Below are 18,503 nucleotides of genomic sequence, written 5' to 3' on the forward strand. Positions count from 1 at the left end.
ACCGGTTGGTCACCGGGCTGGCGCCGGATTCCCCTCCGGCTGACCCCGGAAACAAGTTGAGCCCCCTGTTATCAAGAACAACGAACATACGGTGAAGAATATTTCCGCTTTCTTCACCCGGCTCCTGTGGCGGCACCGCCTGCTGTCACGTTCCCCACATTCTAGCCGAACCAGTACAGCGCTTTAGCCGGTTGCCCGCATGTCGACCTGTCGGTCGCCTGTGAATAACTCGAGTAGTCCACAGGTTCCGCAGTCACCGCGGCCGACCACGGGACAAACCCGCCCCCGGGGACCATGCTCGCAATCATGACTACTCCAAGCACCTGCACTCCCGCGGAACTACTCGCCAACCTGCCCGGAATCCTCGGTTTCTACCCGCGGGAATCCGTCGTCTTCGCCGCCTTCGAGGCCACCGCCACCCCGCACCGCTTCCTCCTCGGCCCCGTCCTCCGGATCGACGTGGACGACATGTCCCTCCTGCCGGAGGTCGCCGGCTCCCTGGGACACATCGGCCATGACCTGCTGCTCGCGTTCCTCATCACCGACGGGCCAAAAACCGCCACCGAGTCTGTGGTGGATCAGCTGTTCAGCGCTGCCGAGGAAGGCATCATCGACATCGACGCCTGCTGGCTGACCCGGGAGATCCTGACCGGCGAGCCCTTCCGGCTGGCGTTCGGGCCCGCCCCGGCGGAACTGACGCACCTCAAGGCCACCTCCGGCGCCTGGGAACACGGGCACATCGCCTCCATCACGGATTCCGCGGCCATCAAGCCGCTGCTGCGTACCGGCAACCTGCCGGAACTCCACCGCTCCGAGGCCTTCGACCACTACAACCGGTTCAACCCGCACTTCGACAACCGGGAGATCACCGCCCTGGAGGACTTCGCCGCCCGTCATGCCGCGGACCTGGTCCGGCGCATCAACCGGGAAGCGGCGCAGGGCAGCGGGGAAACCATGAGTACCGTCATCACGGACTTCCATCATCTCCTCTCGGAGATCCGCGATACCGCCGGCACCGTGGCCGAGGTGATGAATGACGAGGGGGTGCTGGTGACCACCGCGGTGTACCTCTCTGACAGCCTGCTGCGGGACGCAGTAATGGGAGCGGCTCCCGATCACCACCAGGCCGCCATGGACCTGTCCCTGGCGGTGGCCCGGACCTTCAGCGGCACCATCCGGGCCAACGCCCTGTGCGTCCACGCGATTGCCGCGGTGGCCGCCGACCTGTCCATGCGGGTGATCCCGGCCCTCAGTGCGGCCCGGCGGGCGGTCCCCGCCCACACTCTCAGCTCCCTGCTCCTCGATGGGGCCCGGCACGGCGTATTCCAGCCGATGCTCGAGGCTACCGTCCGCGGCAGCGAGATCGTCGCGGAGAAATACCATGCGCTCGCCCCGGGAAGCGTTCTCGGAGGACCAGGGGGACTGCCCGCCGCGGAGGCGGCCTGACCCCTGCCTGGGAATGACCTCGGAGTGGCCGCAGCGGTTCCGGCTGGCACCGGCGGAGGTCCTCAGCCGCGCCGGGCCGAGTGGGCGCGATCACCGAGCCCGCGGCTGAAGTTCCACGCGTCGGTGACCACGGTGCGGAGCTCGGTCCGCGTCGGATTCCATCCGAGCTCGTCCTTGATCTTGGCCGAGGAGGCGATGAGGACGGCGGGGTCACCGGCGCGGCGGGGCGCCACCTCCGCCGGGATCGGATGGCCGGTCACTTCCCGGCACGTGTCGATGACCTCGCGGACGCTGTAGCCGTCACCGGAGCCGAGGTTGTAGATCCGGTGGGCGCCGGGCTGGTTGGTTTCCAGGGCCTTTACGTGGGCGTCCGCGAGATCCCGGATATGGATGTAATCGCGGACCGGCGTGCCGTCGGGGGTCGGCCAGTCCTGGCCGAAGATGAAGATCTTGTCGCGGTGGCCGAGGGCGACCTGGAGCACCAGCGGAATCAGGTGGGTCTCGATCTCCCGGTTCTCACCGATCCCACCGTAGGCCCCGGCGACGTTGAAGTAGCGCAGGCTGGTCGCTCCGATCCGGTGCGCGTGGGCGTAGGAGGTGATCGCGTGGTCGATCGCCAGCTTGGTCGCCCCGTAGGGATTGGTCGGGGCGGTGGGGAAGTCCTCGGTGATCGGTACCGTCTCCGGCTCGCCGTAGGTGGCGGCGGTCGAGGAGAACACCAGGTTCTCCACCCCGTGGGTGCGCATGGCGTCCAGCAGGGTCAGGGTGCCCACGACGTTGTCTTGCCAGTAGATCTCGGGCTTCTCCACGGACTCGCCCACCAGAGAACGGGCGGCGAAGTGGACCACCCCGTCAAAATCCCCCTCGGCGAGGACCGGCTCGGCCTTCTCCCGCAGTTCTCCCTCGACGAACGTGGCGGCGGCAGGGACGGCCTCCCGGTTGCCGGTGCTCAGGTTGTCGATGATGGTGACGTCATGGCCGTGTTCCACCAGCACGTGCGCGCAGACGCTGCCCACATAGCCGGCGCCGCCGGTGACCAGAAGTTTCATTGTCGGGTGTCTCCTCCATCGTCGTGCCCTCAAAAGAAGCAGACGACGGCTGCCCCGGCTCAAGCGGCCGGGGCAGCCGTCGTGGTTCTCGGTCGACCTTAGAGTCTAGAGGACTTCGACGCGTACTGCGTGGCACAGGTCGTCGATCAGCTCGACCTCGTGGCCGTCCCTGCTCAGTCGCACCCGACCGTGATCGTTGATGATCTCGACGGTGGCGCCGATGGTGATGCCGGCGGCCCGCAGGGCCTCGAACTGTTCGGTGTCCACCTGCAGGATTTCGTTGAGCTGGACGATCTTGGCCTCGAGCTTTTCGCCGTTGGGCAGATCTACCGCACGAACCCCGGAATCAGGGGTGTCCTTGACCTCCAGGCCCAGGTGTCCCAGGCCCGGAATCGGGTTGCCGAAGGGGGAGCGGGTGGAGTCGCTGAGTACCGCCACCATCCGTTTTTCCACCTCGTCGCTCATGACATGCTCCCACCGGCACGCCTCGTCGTGCACGTGGCGGATGTCCAGGCCGAGAATGTCCGTGAGCAGGCGCTCGGCCAGACGGTGCTTGCGCATGACGGCGGTCGCCAGTTCTCGTCCCTCCTCGGTCATCTCCAGGCTGCGGTCCGGGCGGACGACGACCAGCCCGTCCCGCTCCATGCGCGCGACGGTCTGGCTCACGGTGGGGCCGGACTGCTCCAGGCGTTCCGCGATGCGTGCGCGCAGCGGGACAATGCCCTCCTCTTCTAGCTCGTAGATGGTGCGCAGGTACATCTCGGTGGTATCGACCAAGTCCTTCACGTCGCGAGAACCTTTCTTCAGAATTCCGGGGACGGCCGTCAGTGGCACGTCAAGTGTAGATGAGATCCGGTTCATCGGGCCTGATCGCGGGAGGCCGGGGCAGCGCCCGGACCAGCGTAGTTAAGCCCCATGGGTTATGAATCAATAATACCTGATAAATACAACCAATCAGTAGTCGGGGATATTCCCCGTGGGGACAATGAAAGCCCCGCAGCTTCCGTACCCGCGTGTTTCTCCGCGACTCGTCACATGATCCCACACGGCGATAGGTGGCCGCACATGGATTCGTTGCGGCATGAGAACGCCCCGGCCTGCTTGGCCGGGGCGGGGGAGCCGATCGTGCTTGCCGCGTCCGGGATCTCCCGGGCACGGGGTGAGGAGGTGGCTACAGGGCGTAGTCGCGGAGCCGGTTCGCGCGGTCACCGTCGCGGAGCTTGCTCATGACTTCCCGTTCGATCTGCCGGACCCGCTCACGGGACAGTCCGAAGCGTCGCCCGATCTGGTCGAGGGTGCGGGGCACGCCGTCGTTGAGTCCGTAGCGCAGCTGGATCACGTCCTGCTCCCGTTCCTCCAGGGTGGACAGGACATAACGGATGTCAGAGTGTCGCAGGGAAGCGACGACGGCGGTCTCCGCGTCGGTGGCCTCGGCGTCCTCGATGAAGTCACCCAGCGGGGCTTCCTCGTCCGCACCCACCGGCATGTCCAGGCTCACGGGGTCCCGGGACTGGCGCAGCAGCATCTCGATCTTGGATTCATCGATGCCCGACTCCTCCGCCAGTTCCTCGTTGGTGGCCTCGCGGCCGAGGTGCTGGTAAAGCTCCCGCTTGATGCGTGAGAGCTTGTTGACCTGCTCCACCAGGTGGACTGGCAGGCGGATGGTGCGGGACTGGTCGGCCATGCCCCGGGTGATCGCCTGGCGGATCCACCAGGTGGCGTAGGTGGAGAACTTGAAACCCTTGGCGTAGTCGAACTTCTCCATTGCGCGGATCAGTCCGAGGTTGCCCTCCTGGATCAGGTCGAGCAGCGGCATGCCACGGCCGGTGTAGCGCTTGGCCAGGGACACCACCAGGCGCAGGTTGGCCTCGAGAATATGGGACCGGGCCTTGCGGCCTTCCTTCGCCAGCACCTTCAGATCCCGCTTCATGGCGCGGGTGTGTTTGCGCTCGGGGTCATCGAGCAGGTGCTTGGCATAGAGGCCGACCTCGATCTGCTGGGCGAGTTCCACCTCGTCCTCGGCGGAGAGCAGGGCGGTCTTGCCGATTCCGTTCAGATACACACGGACCAGGTCCGCCGAAGGGTTGTCATTCGTCTGACCGCGACGGCTGCCGCGGTCCTGTTCCTCAACATCGATGTCCGCTCTGGACGACTGTGTCATACGGGCCTCCTCGGTATCGCCGGTTCTAAGTGACCAACGGCGGCACGGTCGCAAAAGTTCCCGCTCCGGCCTCGGGCGCGCCCCGTGCCGGAAACAACGTTGGTGTGACCTGGGATAACCTGGCGCCCCGCCGCCGCGTCCATCACCCCCTATAAGTACCCCCGCGTTGCCCGTTCGGTCACCGCTTCCGCCTGCTCGACACGCCGACGAAACGGACCCGGATCCGAACCGTCCGACACTCCCGGTGTCGTTCAGGCATCCACCAGCACGGTGAAGGGACCGTCGTTGACGGACGCCACCTGCATCATCGCCCCGAACCTGCCCTGCTCCACGGAGATCCCGCGTTCGCGCAGCGCCGCGGCGATCTGTTCGATCACGGGCTCCGCCTGCGCACCCGGCGCGGCGTCCGACCAGGAGGGACGGCGTCCCTTCGCGGTCCTGCCGTGGAGCGTGAATTGGCTGACCAGCAGAACCGGGGCGCCCACGTCGGTGACCGAGCGTTCACCGTCCAGGATCCGCAGTTCCGCGATCTTGCGCACCATCGTCTCCCAGGCGTCCGGGGCGTCGTCCCGCCCGACGCCGACCAGGGCGAGCAGCCCACCGGTCTCGGGGCAGTCGATGGCCCCGACCACCTCGCCGTCCACCGTCACCGACGCGGAACTGACGCGGGTCAACACTGCCTTCATGTATTTGTCTCCCTGTAACTCTTGATGGATGCGGCCGACACCCTGGAACGCCCGAAAACACGGCCGCCGGGCACCCCACGGCACCCCGCGCTGTCACCCGGCCAGTCAGGCCACCAGCTCGGCCGGCAGCACCAGACCGTGTCGGATCAGGTCGGTCACCGCCGCTATGGCCTCCGCCAGCAGTTCATCGGTGTCCAGGTCCCGGGACATGCTGTACAGGCCGATAGTCTCACCCAGACTGAGGCCGTGGGGGTGCAGGCCCGCGACGATGGCGGCCAGGTGTTCGTCCACCTCATGGCTCCACCGCGGTCCGTCCGTGCGGGTCAGGCGCAGCGCCGCCGGGACGAAGCCGACCCCGGCCTCGGTGTCGGGCACGCTGACCTCCTCCCGGGCCACGCCCGGACGCACCATGAGCCGGGCGTCGGCGATCTCCTGCACCGACTTGTCGCGCAGCCAGGCCATCCGGGTGAAGTACTCCTCAATTTCCGGGGCAAGCGGGTCGCTGAAGGCTTGCGGCATGTCCTCGGCCAGGAGCTCACTGGGATGGTCCCCGATGTCGCGCAGGGCGATGAAGCCGAAGCCGACGCCGGTGACCCCGGCGGCGTCGAAGTGCTCCAACCAGGCGGCGGTGCGCGCGTCGGACTCCGCGGAACGGGGGTCCAGCGACTCATCACGCAGCCAGGTCCCCACGTAATGCGGTGGGTCGGCGACGTCGCGCTGGATCACCCACGCGGCCACGCCCCGGTCCGGCAGCCAGGACGCCACCCGCTGCTCCCAGCTGGAGTCGGTGGTGTGCACCCAGGCGCCCAGCAGATAGGCGCTGCCGTCCTCGGCCAGGTGCCGCGGAGCCTGCTCGACGACGAGCCGGGTCGCCCCGTCCAGGTCCATGCCGGAGTCCCGGTAGATGTGACCCACCTCCGGAAGCCCCACCACGAACGGCGGGTTCGCGATGATCCGGTCGAAGTGCCGGCCCGCCACCGGTTCGAACCACGGTCCCTCCAACAGCTCTACGGAAGCGGGAGTCGCGGCCACGTCCGCGGCCCGGGCTGCCGTGAGGGTCGCCTCGGCCAGGTCCAGGGCACGGGGGTGTAGGTCGGTGGCGGTGATTGCCCCGGCGCAGTCGAGCTGACCGAGGGCCTGCACACCGGATCCGGTGCCCAGGTCCAGGACGGAACCCGTCGGGGTGGCCGGAGTGGCCTGCAACAGGGACAGGCTGGCGGCGCCGACACCGAGCACGTGTTCCGGGCCCGGGATGTGGGCGGTCATGGCGGCGTCGGCGTCGGAGAGCACCAGTCGGTCCCGGCCCATGATGACGTGGGGGCGGACATCGAGGACCGCACGCACCTGCCCGTGGCTCCCGGTGGGGGAGAACACCGCGGCGTCGACCAGCGCGGTGGCCAGCGCCGGGGTGAGCAGCTCGGCCAGCTCCGCCGGGGTGAGCGGATCGCGCAGGATGAACGTCCGGATCAGCCGGTCCAGCTCACCGCCGCCCCGGGTGGCGTGGCGCACCGCGGCGGGTTCCCCGCGGTGCAGCGCCTCGGTGATCTGCGGCCCGAGGTGGGCGGCGATGCCGTCGGCGGTGAAACCGGCCCGGGTCAGTCGGGGTTCCAGCTCAAGGGCCAGGTCGGTCAGGGGGCTGCGCATCAGTTCGGCTCCATCGGCAGGTCAGTCATCGGGCATCGGGGCGGGGATCCCTCCGGTCATCGGGGTCCTCCTCGGCGTCAATGGTCTCAGGTTCGCCTTCCGGTTCGTCCTTCGCCCGGCCACTGGCCTGTTCGAGTTGCGCCTGCCGGGCGTTGTCCAGCTCTTCCTGGGCCGCCAGTTCCCGCAGCAGGGCCGGCTTGTACACGTTCGCGGTGCGTTTGTCGCGTTTCTCGCCCTTCTCGTTGGCGAGGATGACCGCGACCGCCGGCAGGGGGATGGAGACGGCGAACAGGAGCACTGCGACGGGCCAGTTCTGCCACCAGAACAGGGCCAGTCCGGACAGGACCAGCAGGGGGACACGCGCGATCTGGATGGCGAAGTAGACCTTTTCGCGGTGCCTGCGGTTTTCCGCCGGGCTCCGGCGGGCGCTGGTGATCAGCAGCGCCCGCCGCCGCAGCGGCCACAGTCGACGCCGACGCCGGTGCACCTCTGCGGTGTCCTCCGGCTCGTCGTCGTAGATGCCCTCAGTCATGGCCTTCACGATAGACCCGTTGTTCCCGAAATCGGGGAAGTGGGGCATGATGGGAGCCGTGAGAACGACAACGAAGACCATCGAACGTCCCGATGTGCGGGATCAGGAAAGCACCGACGACGACACCCCCAAGTTCTTCCACTACGTGAAGAAGGACAAGATCGTCCAGTCCGCGGTGCAGGGCAGCATGGTCGTCGCCCTCTGCGGTGAGACCTTCCCGGTGACCAAGCAGGCCAAGCCGGGGTCCCCGGTCTGTCCCGACTGCGAACGGATTTACAAGGGTCTGCGCAAGAAGTGAGCAAGGGACAACTCCGTGTATGGCAGCGCCAGGCACTGACGAAGTTCCTGGCGACGAAACCGAAGGACTTCCTGGCCGTCGCTACCCCGGGTGCCGGTAAGACCACCTTCGCCCTGCGCGTGGCCACCGAACTGGTGGAGGACCGCACGGTGGACCGCATCATCGTCGTGGTGCCCACCGAGCACCTGAAGATGCAGTGGTCCCAGGCGGCCGCCCGGGTCGGCCTGTCGCTGGATCCGAACTTCACCAACTCCGACGCGGTCAACCCCGCGTTCCACGGGGTGGTGGTCACCTACGCCCAGGTGTCGATGCACCCGTTCAAGCACCACGCGATCTCCTCGGCCCGACGCACCCTGGTGGTCCTCGATGAGATCCACCACGGCGGTGACGCCAAGAGCTGGGGCGACGGTATCCGCGAGGCCTACAACGACGTCGAGCACCGGCTGTCGCTGACCGGTACGCCGTTTCGTTCCGACGACTCGGCGATCCCCTTCGTCCGGTATGAGGAGGACGGGGAGGGGCACCTGGTCAGCAGCGCCGACCACACCTACGGGTACTCGGACGCGCTCGCCGACGGGGTGGTCCGGCCGGTGGTCTTCCTCGCCTACTCGGGCGAGGCCCGGTGGCGCACTAGCGCGGGCGAGGAGTACGCCGCCCGGCTCGGCGAACCGCTCAACGCCGAGCAGACCGCGCGGGCCTGGAAGACCGCCCTGGACCCGAAGGGCGACTGGATCCCGGCCGTGCTGCAGGGGGCGCACACCCGTCTGTTGCAGCTGCGCCGCAACATGCCGGACGCCGGTGGCCTGGTCATCGCCACCGACACGACCACCGCGCGCGCCTACGCCAGGATCCTGGAGAAGCTGTCCACCACTCCGGTGTCGGTGATCCTCTCCGACGAGCCCGGTTCCTCCGAGCGCATCCAGGAGTTCTCCGAGTCCACGGACGAGTGGATGGTCGCGGTCCGCATGGTCTCCGAGGGCGTGGACGTGCCGCGGCTGGCCGTGGGGGTGTACGCCACCTCCGCCTCGACGCCGCTGTTCTTCGCCCAGGCGATCGGACGTTTCGTGCGTTCCCGGATGCCGGGTGAGACTGCCTCGGTCTTCCTGCCCTCGGTACCGGTCCTGCTGGACCTGGCCGCGAAGTTGGAGACCTCCCGTGACCATGTCCTGGGCAAACCTGACCGGCCCTCGGATGGTCTGGATGATGAGCTGCTCGCCCAGGCCAACCGGGAGGAGAACGAACCAGATGAGCTGGACCGTGGCTATGAGTCACTGGGCGCGGACGCCGAACTGGACTCGCTGATCTACGACGGCTCCACTTACGGCACCGCGACGATCGCCGGGTCCCAGGAGGAGCAGGACTATCTGGGTCTGCCGGGTCTGCTCGACGCCGAGCAGATGCGTGCGCTGCTGCGCAAACGCCAGGCCGAGCAACTCGACGCCCGGGAAGAAGAGGAGAAGGCCCGCAGAGAGGCCGAGGCGAAGGCCCGCAAGGAAGCCGAGAACCGGGGTAACCGGGCGGCGGCCGACCGGGTGGCCAGCGAGGAGATCCCGAAGCTGCGCAAGGAGCTCAACGCGATCGTCTCCATCACTGCCGGACGGACCAAACGCCCGCACGGCGCGATCCACACCGAGGCGCGCAAGGCCTGCGGGGGGCCGCCGACGGCGATGTGCACCGCCGAGCAGCTCCGCGACCGGATCGCCTACCTGCGGCGCTGGTAGAAACCGGCGCCACGGTCGGAGGGTGTGCCACCGGCGGTCGGGTCGGGGTCGTGGTCCGGCCGGGGGTGTTCCTTCGTACCGCAGTCCGGCATGACGGGGCCGCAGTCTCTAAACTCGAAAGACATCACCTATCGAGTACGTGTCACGGCGTTACGCCGTGGTCGAGAGATTGAGAGGCCCGCATGACCAATCCCCAGGACCCCTACAACACCGGTGACGGCGCCTCCGGGCAGGGCTACCCGGGTTATCCCGGGGGACACCAGAATGACGGGACGGGGCAGCCGGGGTACCCCGGCTATCCGGGGCAGGGCGGCTACCAGTCCTACCCGGGCGGGGCGGGACAGGAGCCTTATGCGGGCCAGCCCGGCTACGGCGGCTACCAGGGCGACGCCTGGGGCCAGCCGCTGGCGAAGAACGGGGTCGCTCCCTGGGCGCTGGGTGTCTCGATCCTGGCCCTGGTGCTCGCCATCTCCATCTTCCTGTCCTTCTTCGCCCCGCTGGTCGGCCTGGTGGGGCTGATCCTCGGCATCGTGGGCGTGGTCAAGGCCCGGAAGCTGCAGGGGGCGGGTCGCCGGATGGGCATGAGCATCGTCTCGATCGTGCTCTCCGTGATCGCGGTCATCGTGCCGCTGGTCATCATGGGACTCGGCCTCGCACTCTTCGCGGACAGTGAGATGGCGGATTGTCTCCAGCTGCCTGCTGACCAGCAGGAGGCCTGCGTGAATTCCGTGGTGGAGGACATGACCACCAATTAGTCCCCGGTCCGGCCGGCGGCACCCCACCAGGTGACGCCGGCCGCTTGCGTGCCGCCGTCCGCTGAGAGAGGAACCACTCCGATGACCCGGAGTTCAACAACCGTCACCCGCACCGCCGCCCGTCACCGCATCATCGCCCCGGATCTCGCCCGGGGACTGACCCTCCTGGGTATCGCCCTCGCCAATGTGGGCACCGCCTGGGTGGGCAATGACGCCGCAGACCTCGCCGCCGGGTACGGCGGGGTCTATGACAACAGCGTGCTGGACAAGATCAGCGTGGTACTGGGCACCATGTTCGTCCACGTGCGGGGGCTGCCGATGTTCGCCACCCTGGTCGGACTCGGCGTCGGAATGATCACGATGAGCCTGTGGCGCCGCGGCTACCCGCCGGGCAGCGCGCGTGGCGTCCTGGCCCGCCGCTACGGCTTCCTGGCACTGTTCGGTCTGATCCACATGGTGTTCATCTTCTTCGGCGACATCATGGTCTTCTACGGTCTGGCCGGCATCGTGCTGGGACTGCTGATCAGCCTCCGCGACAAGATCCTGCTCTGGATCGCCGGGGTCCTCCTGGCCCTGCAGGCGGTGGTTTTCACTGCGCTGGGAGTGTTCACCGCGCTCAACCCCGATATCTCCAACGCCTTCAGTGGCAGCGCCGGATTCGGAACACCAAACACCTACGGGGAGAATCTCCTGCTGGGGCTGCTGGCGGTGATGAACAACACGATAGGTTTCCCGCTGCAGGCGTTGATCTACATGCCACTGCTCCTGCTGGGTTTCGTCGCTGCCAGGAGGGGAGTGTTCACCGATGTCGCCTCCCACCGCCGACTGCTGTTGACCTGGACCGGGGTGGGAGCGGCTGTGGTCGTGCTCATCGGATTGCCCTGGGGACTGGCGGAGATCGGGGTGCTGCCGGTGACTCTGGCACCGCTGTTCCAGATGATGAACCTCGGGTTCGGACAGCTGACCGGACCGGCGATCATTGCGGCGGTCGCCCTGCTGTCCAGGCCGTTGCAGGAACGAGTCGACCGCGCGCGTGCGGCAGGGGATCCGGTGGTTCTCCCGCTGCCGGTCTGGGCGTTGCTTGCCCTGGGAAAGCGCTCGATGACCGGTTATGTGCTGCAGTCGGTGTTCTTCCTGATCGCGGTCAAACCCTTCGCTCTGGGCCTCGGTGAGGGACAGGGCGCCTTCGAGCTCTCCCTGATCGCCTTCGTGGTCTGGCTGCTGACCCTGCTGATCGCGCTGGGGTTGGAGTATGCCGGAAAGCCCGGACCGCTGGAGCACCTCCACCGGCTGCTGTCCTACGGGCGCAACGGCCTGCAGCAGCGGTGGATGCCCCGGGAACACCGGTTGGCCAATGCCGTCCCGGCGGGACCGGCCGGCGGGCAGACGGTTCCCGCTGACGGATTGTCGGGAGCCGAGCGGGCGGATGCCGCCGGCGCCGAGACGGAACATCTGCCCGGAGCCGGCCGACCTCCGGTGCCGCATAATACCGGCCCCGCGGCGCACCGGTACGCCCAGGCCAACCGGGGCAGTACCGAAGAACGCCGGGACTGACCCGGGGCGGACACCGCTGCGGTGTCCGGAGCGATCCGTCCTCCCGGCGTGCCTCTCCCGGGTGCTAAACCGAAGAGCCGGGCCCCGCCAGTTGTGGCGGCGCCCGGCTCTTCGGTTCATCGGATAGTTGCTGCCGAGGACTAATCCAGGTAGTCGCGCAGCACCTGTGAACGAGAGGGGTGACGCAGCTTGGACATCGTCTTCGACTCGATCTGACGGATCCGCTCGCGCGTGACGCCGTAGACCTGGCCGATCTCATCCAGGGTGCGTGGCATACCGTCGGTCAGACCGAAACGCAGCCGGACCACGCCGGCCTCACGCTCGGACAGGGTCTGCAGGACGTCCTGCAGCTGATCCTGCAGGAGCGTGAAGGACACGGCGTCGACAGCCACGACGGCCTCGGAGTCCTCGATGAAGTCACCCAGCTGGCTGTCGCCTTCATCGCCGATGGTCTGGTCCAGGGAAATCGGCTCGCGGGCGTACTGCTGGATCTCGAGGACCTTCTCCTCGGTGATGTCCATTTCCTTGGCCAGCTCCTGCGGAGTGGGTTCGCGGCCCAGATCCTGCAGCAGCTCGCGCTGGATGCGGCCCAGCTTGTTGATGACCTCCACCATGTGCACCGGAATGCGGATGGTGCGTGCCTGGTCTGCCATGGCGCGGGTGATCGCCTGACGGATCCACCAGGTGGCGTAGGTGGAGAACTTGTAGCCCTTGGTGTAGTCGAACTTCTCCACCGCGCGGATCAGGCCGAGGTTACCTTCCTGGATCAGGTCCAGGAAGGCCATGCCACGACCGGTGTAGCGCTTGGCCAGGGAGACGACCAGGCGGAGGTTGGCCTCCAACAGGTGGTTCTTGGCCTTGCGGCCGTCGCGGGCGATGGCCCGCAGATCCCGCTTCACGGCGGGGGTCAGCTTGGCCTCCTTGTCTCCTTCCGCGAAAGCCTTCTCCATCTCGTCCATGCGGTGCTGGGAGTAGAGGCCGGCCTCGATGCGCTTGGCCAGGGAGACTTCCTGTTCAGCGTTGAGCAGGGCGACCTTGCCGATCTGTTTGAGATAGGCGCGGACCGAGTCGGCCGAAGCGGTCAGCTCGGCGTCCTTGCGGGCCTGCCGCAGCGCGGCAGACTCATCCTCGTCCCAGACGGAGGAGCCGTCGGCTTCCTCTTCCTCAGCTTCCTCCTCTTCGTCGTCCTCGAGGGGCTCGGCTTCGTCGAACTCCTCGTCGGCCTCCTCGAGGGTGGGATCGAAGTCCGGATCCTCATCGTCCTCGAGTTCGTCGTCCTTGAGCTCCTCCACGTCCTCGGCCACCGCTGGCTTGGTCTGCTTCTGGGCGGTCTTGGTCGCGGTCTTCTTGGCGGCGGTCTTCTTCGCCGGAGCCTTCTTGGCCGTCTGCTTCGTGGTTTTCTTGGCGGTCTTCTTCGCCGTCTTCTTGGCGGCCTTCTTCGCTGGAGCCGCGGCCGGGGTTTCCTCTGCGTCACCGTCGGTGGCTGGGATAGCCGGGGTGGCGGAGGCCGGGGTTGCGGTCCGCGTCGCCGGGGTGGCCGGCTCGGCGGGGGGCGTCGAGGCGGCAGCCCGCGGGGCGGCCTTTCGTGCGGTTTTCTTGGCGGTCTTCTTCGCCGCGCTCTTACGCGCGACCGAACCGACGGCGGGATCCGCAGTATTGTCCTCGCCGTGTGCGAGTGCCTTGTCTGAGGAATCAGTGGCTGCCACGTACGCCCTTTCGCCTTGCTTGAATATCCGGTGTCAGTCGGGGAAACCCGAAGGGGAACGTCCCCCGAGGTTGCGGTACTGCACACAATAGTGTTTTCGCCGGGACATCGGCACCGCCCCCGCCGGATGAACACTCATGAAATGTTCAGGAAGGGGGAGAAATGGTGCAGAAGGCCCGGCCCGTCATGATCAGCACCCCAGTATAGATGATGTGTCGACCACATGCTGCAGCGCCTTCGGTCTGGCCACCCTACCTGCTGCGGTGCAAACGTGCCGGAGGTCAGGGGGCGACGCGCTGGGTGACCGCCATGGCGGCACCCACGATGCCGGCACGGTTGCGCAGCTGTGCAGGAATGACCGTCACATCATTGGTCAACAGCGGCACCCACCTCTCGTATTCCCGCGAGATGCCCCCGCCGACCAGGAACACCTGGGGGCTGAACAGCCGTTCATACTCGAGCAGGACCTTCGACACGCGCTTCGCCCACTTCTTGTAGCTGAGCTCCTCGCGTTCCTTGACCGCGGAGGAGGCCCGGTGCTCAGCCTCCTTCCCGTCCACCTCCAGGTGGCCCAGCTCGGTGTTGGGGAAGAGCTCGCCGTTGATGAGGAAGGCGGAGCCGATGCCGGTGCCGAAGGTCAGGAAGATCACGGCGCCCTGCCGGGCCCGTGGGTCGCCGAAGGCGGCCTCGGCCAGACCGGCGGCATCGGCGTCGTTGAGCACGCTGATCTCCCGGCCACCCAGGTGGTTGTGGAACAGCTCATCGACGTTGGTGCCGATCCAGGACTTGTCGATGTTGGCCGCCGACAGCGCGACCTGGTCCTTGACCACCGAGGGCAGCGTGATGCCCACGTCACCGTCCCATTCCGCCTGGCGGAGGATCTCCGCCACCGTTTCCGCCACCGCGTCAGGCGTGGCGGGGGACGGCGTGGCGATCTTGAGCCGGTCACCGATGAACTCACCGGTGTCCAGGTCCACTCTGGCGCCCTTGATGCCGGACCCGCCGATGTCAATTCCGAAAGCAGTGTTCGTCATGGATCTGAGTCTACAAATCTCCGCACCCGCGCGAGACCTGAATCTCCACGGCACAATGGATTCCATGACTGACTTGGACAACACCCCCCGAACCGGCGCAACCGGCCAGCAGGGCAATGATCCGCTGCTGCTGCGCGATACCGCCGTGGACACCGCCGTGCTGGCGGCCCGCCGCATCACCGACAAACGGGTGGAGCTGGGGGACATCCGCCAGTTCGCCACCACCAAATCCTCGGCGGTGGACCCGGTGACCGTCGTGGACACCATGGCGGAGGACTTCATCGCCGACCGGCTGGAGACGCAGCGTCCCGGCGACGGTCTGATCGGTGAGGAGGGCACGGCCCGGGAGTCGGTGACCGGCGTGTCCTGGATCATTGACCCGATCGACGGCACCGTGAACTTCCTCTACGGGCTACCCCAGTACGCGGTGTCCATCGGCGCGGCCATCGACGGCGAGGTGGTCGCCGGGGCCGTGGTCAACGTGGCGTCGGGGGCCGTGTACGCCGCCGCCCGGGGAGCGGGGGCCACCCGGACGCTGGCGGGGGAGACCGTCTCCCTGCAGGTCAATCGGCTCAGCGACGTCTCCCAGGCGCTGTTGGCCACCGGCTTCGCCTACTCGGGGACCCGCCGTCGGGCCCAGGCGGCGGCGCTTGGCCGGGTCCTGCCGATAGTGCGCGACATCCGCCGGATGGGCAGTGCCGCACTCGACCTGTGCGCCCTGGCGGAAGGCTCCGTGGATGCCTACTACGAACACGGCATCAACTGCTGGGACTATGCCGCCGGAGCACTCATTGCCGCGGAAGCCGGGGCCGTGGTCAAGGCCCCTACGTTGTCCACGCCCGGCGTGGCGGGGGAGATCACCCTGGCGGCGGCCGGCGACGTGTACCCGGCGTTGCGACAGCTGCTCGAGGAGCAGGGGATCATGGCGGCCCTGCCGCGGTGAACCGGCACCGGTGATACACCCGATTCCACCGTGCTGACCTGCGGGTATGACAAGCGGCCAATTGTCATTTAATATGCGCCACGACAGAGCAGAATTTCAGCAGAAACTGTCTGGAATGATGGACCACCCGAGTTGAAGGAATCAACGTTATGGCCACCGATTACGATGCGCCCCGCCGCCGCGTCGACGACGAACTGGAAACCGACTCCTTGGAAGGCCTGAAGGCCGCAGAGAACACCGGCTCGCCGATGGACGACGACGGCGAGATCGTCGAACCTTTCGAGCCGCCGACCCCGGACCTCTCCGGTGAGGAGCTCAACGTCACGGTTGTCCCGCGCCAGTCCAACGAGTTCACCTGCGCCAGCTGCTTCCTGGTTCAGCGCAACAACCGCATCTCCCACACCGAGGAAGATGGTTCGGTCATCTGCCTCGACTGTGCCTGATCTCCGGTGGTTCCGCACCGCCGGGCAGTGAGCGGCGGTCGGGCCACCACCTGATCGCCGGCACCGTCCTGTGCCACAACGGACCGGAACAGCCCTTCCGGTCCGTTTCCGTATGGGTGGACACACTGCGGGACGCAGGGAACTGACCGGCCGAGGAAACCACCGCGGGCCCCAGAGACGTCTGGTCTCTGGGGCCCGCGGTGCGGTGTAACCGGGAAGCCGGGAATCTAGCCCTTCAGGTTGGCTAGCGCACCCGGGGCCTGGTCCGGTACAAAGGCCGTGAGCAGAGCCTCCGGATTCTTCGTGCCGATCAGCCAATAAGGGGTCGGATCCTCGGGGTCGTCGAGCACGAGCATCACCATCTCGTGCACCCAACCGTGCGACACCACGAAGGCGGCCGGGTCGAGCTGCCGGCCCATGGCGTTGCGCTTGGCCGTGGCCGGAACCGCGAGGGATCGGGAGACCACGTCATCGGGCAGCACGGCCTTTTCAGCCAGCAGCCAGCGGGTGCCGTCCGCGTCCTCTTCGACACTCAGGACAGTCTTGGACAGGGAAACCAGGATCCAACCGGCAATCACGGACAACACCACGGCGGGCACGATGAGCCAGAAGACGTTGCGGTTGAGCGAGAGCTGCGCGGACGTCAACGCCACCAGCAGCCCGGCGAGCACCCACCAGTAAGCCGGCACCCATTGCCTTTCGCGGTAGATGGTCTTCGGGGCCCCAGATCCTGAATCAGTCACAAACGCTGATTGTACTTGACCCCCGTAAGCGCCCGAAGTACCCCGACAGTACCGGGGCACACGACCCCGACCCCGTGTGTTGCGCACCTCGGCCCCGACGGTTCCCGGCAGGTCGACCTCCGGTGGTGATGTCTTCGCCTTCCCCGGGTTCCCCTGCCGTAGGGTGGGAAGCCGTGACTACGCCCCAGAACCCAGAAGCACAGCCCGTTTCCCCGGCCCCGGCCGGGGACCTCGGGCCGATCCGCATTCGGCGGCTCGACCAGGATCTGCCCCTGCCCCGTCGGGCGCATCCCGGGGACGCCGGAGCCGATCTCTACGCCGCCGAGAACCTCATCCTGTCCCCGGGGGAACGCGGCCTGGTGGGCACCGGCATCGCCCTGGCGCTGCCGGTGGGGACCGTCGGACTGGTCCACCCGCGTTCCGGGCTGGCGGCCCGGCAGGGTCTGTCGATCGTCAACGCCCCGGGCACCATCGATGCCGGGTACCGCGGCGAAGTCAAGGTCTGCCTGATCAACCTCGATCCGACCACTCCGATCGAGATCACCCGCGGCATGCGGATCGCTCAGCTGCTGATCCAGCGTGTGGAACTGGTGGAGTTCGCCGAGGTGGCGGACCTGGAGGAAACCGCCCGCGGCGTCGGAGGTCATGGCTCCACCGGCGTCCACTGACACATTCCACCCCGCCAGTACAGTGGGGCGGGGACTGGCAAGGGACCGGGTTGTGCCCCGGCCCGCCACTTCGAGACAGAGCGGCCGCGCCGGCTGCCAAGGCCTGAGAAAGGACGTGTGGACCCATGGCACTGTGGCCATTCGGAAAGAAGAAGGACAACCAGCGAAATGAGGTGTCCGACAACGCCCCGGTCACCGAGGCGCCGGAGGTGACGCCGACCGAGACTACCGAGGAACCCACCGCCACACCGGTGACGGAGCCGGCCGACGCGGCGCCCGCCGCAGCGGAGCTGCAGGTGCCGGCCCACGATGCCGTCAACGGCGGCACCGGACCCTTCGACGGCGACGCGGTGGACATCGAGGACTTCGACTTCTCCGATTTCTCCACCGGCACCTTGAACCTCGGCAGCATGAAGATCGCCCTGCCCAAGGACTCCCAGGTGCAGGTCGAGATGGGGGAGCAGGGCCCGAAGATGTTGCACGTGGTGACCACCGCGGGACGCATCACCCCGGTCGCCTTCGCCGCACCCCGCTCCGGCTCCCAATGGCAGGAGGCAGCCAAGGAGATCTCCGCCGGCATGCGCAAGGAAGGCCTCGACGTTGCCGTCGAAACCGGCCCGTGGGGCCCGGAGATCGTGGGAAAGAGCCCCAACGGCGTGATCCGGGTCATCGGTGTCGACGGCCCGCGCTGGATGCTCCGGATGACGCTCGCCGCACCGGCGGACAAGGCCGAGGAACTGGCGGAACTCGGCCGCGAGGTCACCGCCCGCACCTTCGTCTACCGCGGTGATGAGCCCGTGCTGGCCGGCAGTTCCCTGCCGGTGGCGCTGCCCGCGCAGCTGGCGCAGCAGGTCCAGCAGGCACTTGCGAAGCGGGGCCAACAGCAGACGCAGGCGCAGGGCCAGGAACGGCAGGCACCGCAGCCCGCCCAGGCGGACCAGCCGGGTTCCGCCCCGCTGTCCGCCGAGGAGGAGCAGCAGCTCCAGGCGGCCCGGGAAGCCCTGCACGGTCAGGGTGACGACACCACAGGCCGCTCCTGACCCGGCCCACCTGATCCACCGGGAGATCACTCCCCACCGCCGGGTCACCCCGGCAGCCCCTCACCCCTCGACCATGAACAG

The 18,503-nt window shown here is 67.5% G+C and carries 18 protein-coding genes; 9 read left to right on the forward strand and 9 right to left on the reverse strand.

The genetic code is table 11. From position 1 onward, the window contains the following. Positions 1 to 306 precede the first annotated feature (306 nt). Positions 307 to 1,446, forward strand: coding sequence for a DUF4192 domain-containing protein (locus tag ACQCVD_RS00960; RefSeq protein WP_426821814.1), 1,140 nt, complete (start codon positions 307 to 309; stop codon positions 1,444 to 1,446). A gap of 62 nt (positions 1,447 to 1,508) precedes the next feature. On the opposite strand, the gene galE is transcribed toward ACQCVD_RS00960, so the two are convergent. The 6 genes from galE to ACQCVD_RS00990 all read right to left on the reverse strand — a co-directional run bounded on the left by galE (position 1,509) and on the right by ACQCVD_RS00990 (position 7,518). Continuing rightward, a complete protein-coding gene (gene galE / locus ACQCVD_RS00965) occupies positions 1,509 to 2,495 on the reverse strand; it encodes a UDP-glucose 4-epimerase GalE (RefSeq protein ID WP_426821815.1) in 987 nt (328 codons plus the stop codon). Between the two features lie 105 nt (positions 2,496 to 2,600). After that, a complete protein-coding gene (locus tag ACQCVD_RS00970) occupies positions 2,601 to 3,281 on the reverse strand; it encodes an iron dependent repressor, metal binding and dimerization domain protein (RefSeq protein WP_426821816.1) in 681 nt (226 codons plus the stop codon). Positions 3,282 to 3,666: 385 nt separating this feature from the next. After that, on the reverse strand, positions 3,667 to 4,656 hold the full coding sequence (locus tag ACQCVD_RS00975) for a sigma-70 family RNA polymerase sigma factor (protein WP_426821817.1): 990 nt from the start codon (positions 4,654 to 4,656) through the stop codon (positions 3,667 to 3,669). A gap of 251 nt (positions 4,657 to 4,907) precedes the next feature. Then, positions 4,908 to 5,342: a D-aminoacyl-tRNA deacylase gene (gene dtd / locus ACQCVD_RS00980; RefSeq protein ID WP_426821818.1), complete on the reverse strand. Its 435-nt coding sequence runs from the start codon at positions 5,340 to 5,342 to the stop codon at positions 4,908 to 4,910. Positions 5,343 to 5,447: 105 nt separating this feature from the next. Beyond that, the gene (locus tag ACQCVD_RS00985; protein ID WP_426821819.1) at positions 5,448 to 6,986 is read right to left on the reverse strand and encodes a DUF7059 domain-containing protein; all 1,539 of its coding nucleotides are present in this window, start codon (positions 6,984 to 6,986) and stop codon (positions 5,448 to 5,450) included. A gap of 25 nt (positions 6,987 to 7,011) precedes the next feature. Continuing rightward, positions 7,012 to 7,518 (reverse strand): DUF3099 domain-containing protein, encoded by a 507-nt coding sequence (locus tag ACQCVD_RS00990; RefSeq protein WP_426821820.1) that lies wholly within the window; start codon positions 7,516 to 7,518, stop codon positions 7,012 to 7,014. Positions 7,519 to 7,576: 58 nt separating this feature from the next. Between ACQCVD_RS00990 and ACQCVD_RS00995 the strand changes: the two genes are divergently transcribed. The 4 genes from ACQCVD_RS00995 (at position 7,577) to ACQCVD_RS01010 (ending at position 11,846) form a co-directional block, all read left to right on the forward strand. Continuing rightward, complete coding sequence (locus ACQCVD_RS00995; RefSeq protein WP_426821821.1) at positions 7,577 to 7,816, forward strand: DUF3039 domain-containing protein; 240 nt, start codon at positions 7,577 to 7,579, stop codon at positions 7,814 to 7,816. Continuing rightward, entirely contained in the window at positions 7,813 to 9,537 is a 1,725-nt protein-coding gene (locus tag ACQCVD_RS01000) for a DEAD/DEAH box helicase (RefSeq protein ID WP_426821822.1), read from the forward strand. The genes ACQCVD_RS00995 and ACQCVD_RS01000 overlap by 4 nt, the downstream gene beginning before the upstream one ends. A 182-nt stretch (positions 9,538 to 9,719) precedes the next feature. Continuing rightward, on the forward strand, positions 9,720 to 10,292 hold the full coding sequence (locus tag ACQCVD_RS01005; RefSeq protein ID WP_426821823.1) for a DUF4190 domain-containing protein: 573 nt from the start codon (positions 9,720 to 9,722) through the stop codon (positions 10,290 to 10,292). Positions 10,293 to 10,373: 81 nt separating this feature from the next. Further along, positions 10,374 to 11,846, forward strand: coding sequence for a DUF418 domain-containing protein (locus ACQCVD_RS01010; protein ID WP_426821824.1), 1,473 nt, complete (start codon positions 10,374 to 10,376; stop codon positions 11,844 to 11,846). A gap of 140 nt (positions 11,847 to 11,986) precedes the next feature. Here the strand turns inward: ACQCVD_RS01010 and ACQCVD_RS01015 are convergent, their stop codons facing one another. Beyond that, entirely contained in the window at positions 11,987 to 13,552 is a 1,566-nt protein-coding gene (locus ACQCVD_RS01015) for an RNA polymerase sigma factor (RefSeq protein WP_426821825.1), read from the reverse strand. 280 nt (positions 13,553 to 13,832) lie between these two features. Further along, the gene (ppgK, locus tag ACQCVD_RS01020) at positions 13,833 to 14,585 is read right to left on the reverse strand and encodes a polyphosphate--glucose phosphotransferase (protein ID WP_426821826.1); all 753 of its coding nucleotides are present in this window, start codon (positions 14,583 to 14,585) and stop codon (positions 13,833 to 13,835) included. A gap of 64 nt (positions 14,586 to 14,649) precedes the next feature. On the opposite strand from ppgK, the gene ACQCVD_RS01025 reads away from it, so the two are divergent. Then, entirely contained in the window at positions 14,650 to 15,528 is an 879-nt protein-coding gene (locus ACQCVD_RS01025; RefSeq protein WP_426821827.1) for an inositol monophosphatase family protein, read from the forward strand. A 149-nt stretch (positions 15,529 to 15,677) separates the two neighbouring features. Beyond that, the gene (locus ACQCVD_RS01030; RefSeq protein WP_426821828.1) at positions 15,678 to 15,971 is read left to right on the forward strand and encodes a DUF4193 domain-containing protein; all 294 of its coding nucleotides are present in this window, start codon (positions 15,678 to 15,680) and stop codon (positions 15,969 to 15,971) included. 227 nt (positions 15,972 to 16,198) lie between these two features. Here ACQCVD_RS01030 and ACQCVD_RS01035 read toward each other — a convergent pair whose 3' ends face one another. Then, positions 16,199 to 16,714 carry a DUF3093 domain-containing protein gene (locus ACQCVD_RS01035; protein WP_426821829.1) on the reverse strand — a complete coding sequence of 172 codons (516 nt, stop codon included), beginning with the start codon at positions 16,712 to 16,714 and terminating at the stop codon, positions 16,199 to 16,201. 173 nt (positions 16,715 to 16,887) lie between these two features. Between ACQCVD_RS01035 and dut the strand changes: the two genes are divergently transcribed. Together dut and ACQCVD_RS01045 are read left to right on the forward strand one after the other, a co-directional pair. Further along, positions 16,888 to 17,382, forward strand: a complete 495-nt coding sequence (gene dut / locus ACQCVD_RS01040; protein ID WP_426821831.1) for a dUTP diphosphatase — start codon at positions 16,888 to 16,890, stop codon at positions 17,380 to 17,382. Between the two features lie 125 nt (positions 17,383 to 17,507). Beyond that, on the forward strand, positions 17,508 to 18,422 hold the full coding sequence (locus ACQCVD_RS01045) for a DUF3710 domain-containing protein (protein ID WP_426821833.1): 915 nt from the start codon (positions 17,508 to 17,510) through the stop codon (positions 18,420 to 18,422). Positions 18,423 to 18,503: the final 81 nt, after the last annotated feature.

Origin of the sequence: Corynebacterium halotolerans (assembly GCF_050107895.1) — a bacterium.
GTDB classification, from domain to species: Bacteria; Actinomycetota; Actinomycetes; order Mycobacteriales; family Mycobacteriaceae; genus Corynebacterium; species Corynebacterium halotolerans_B.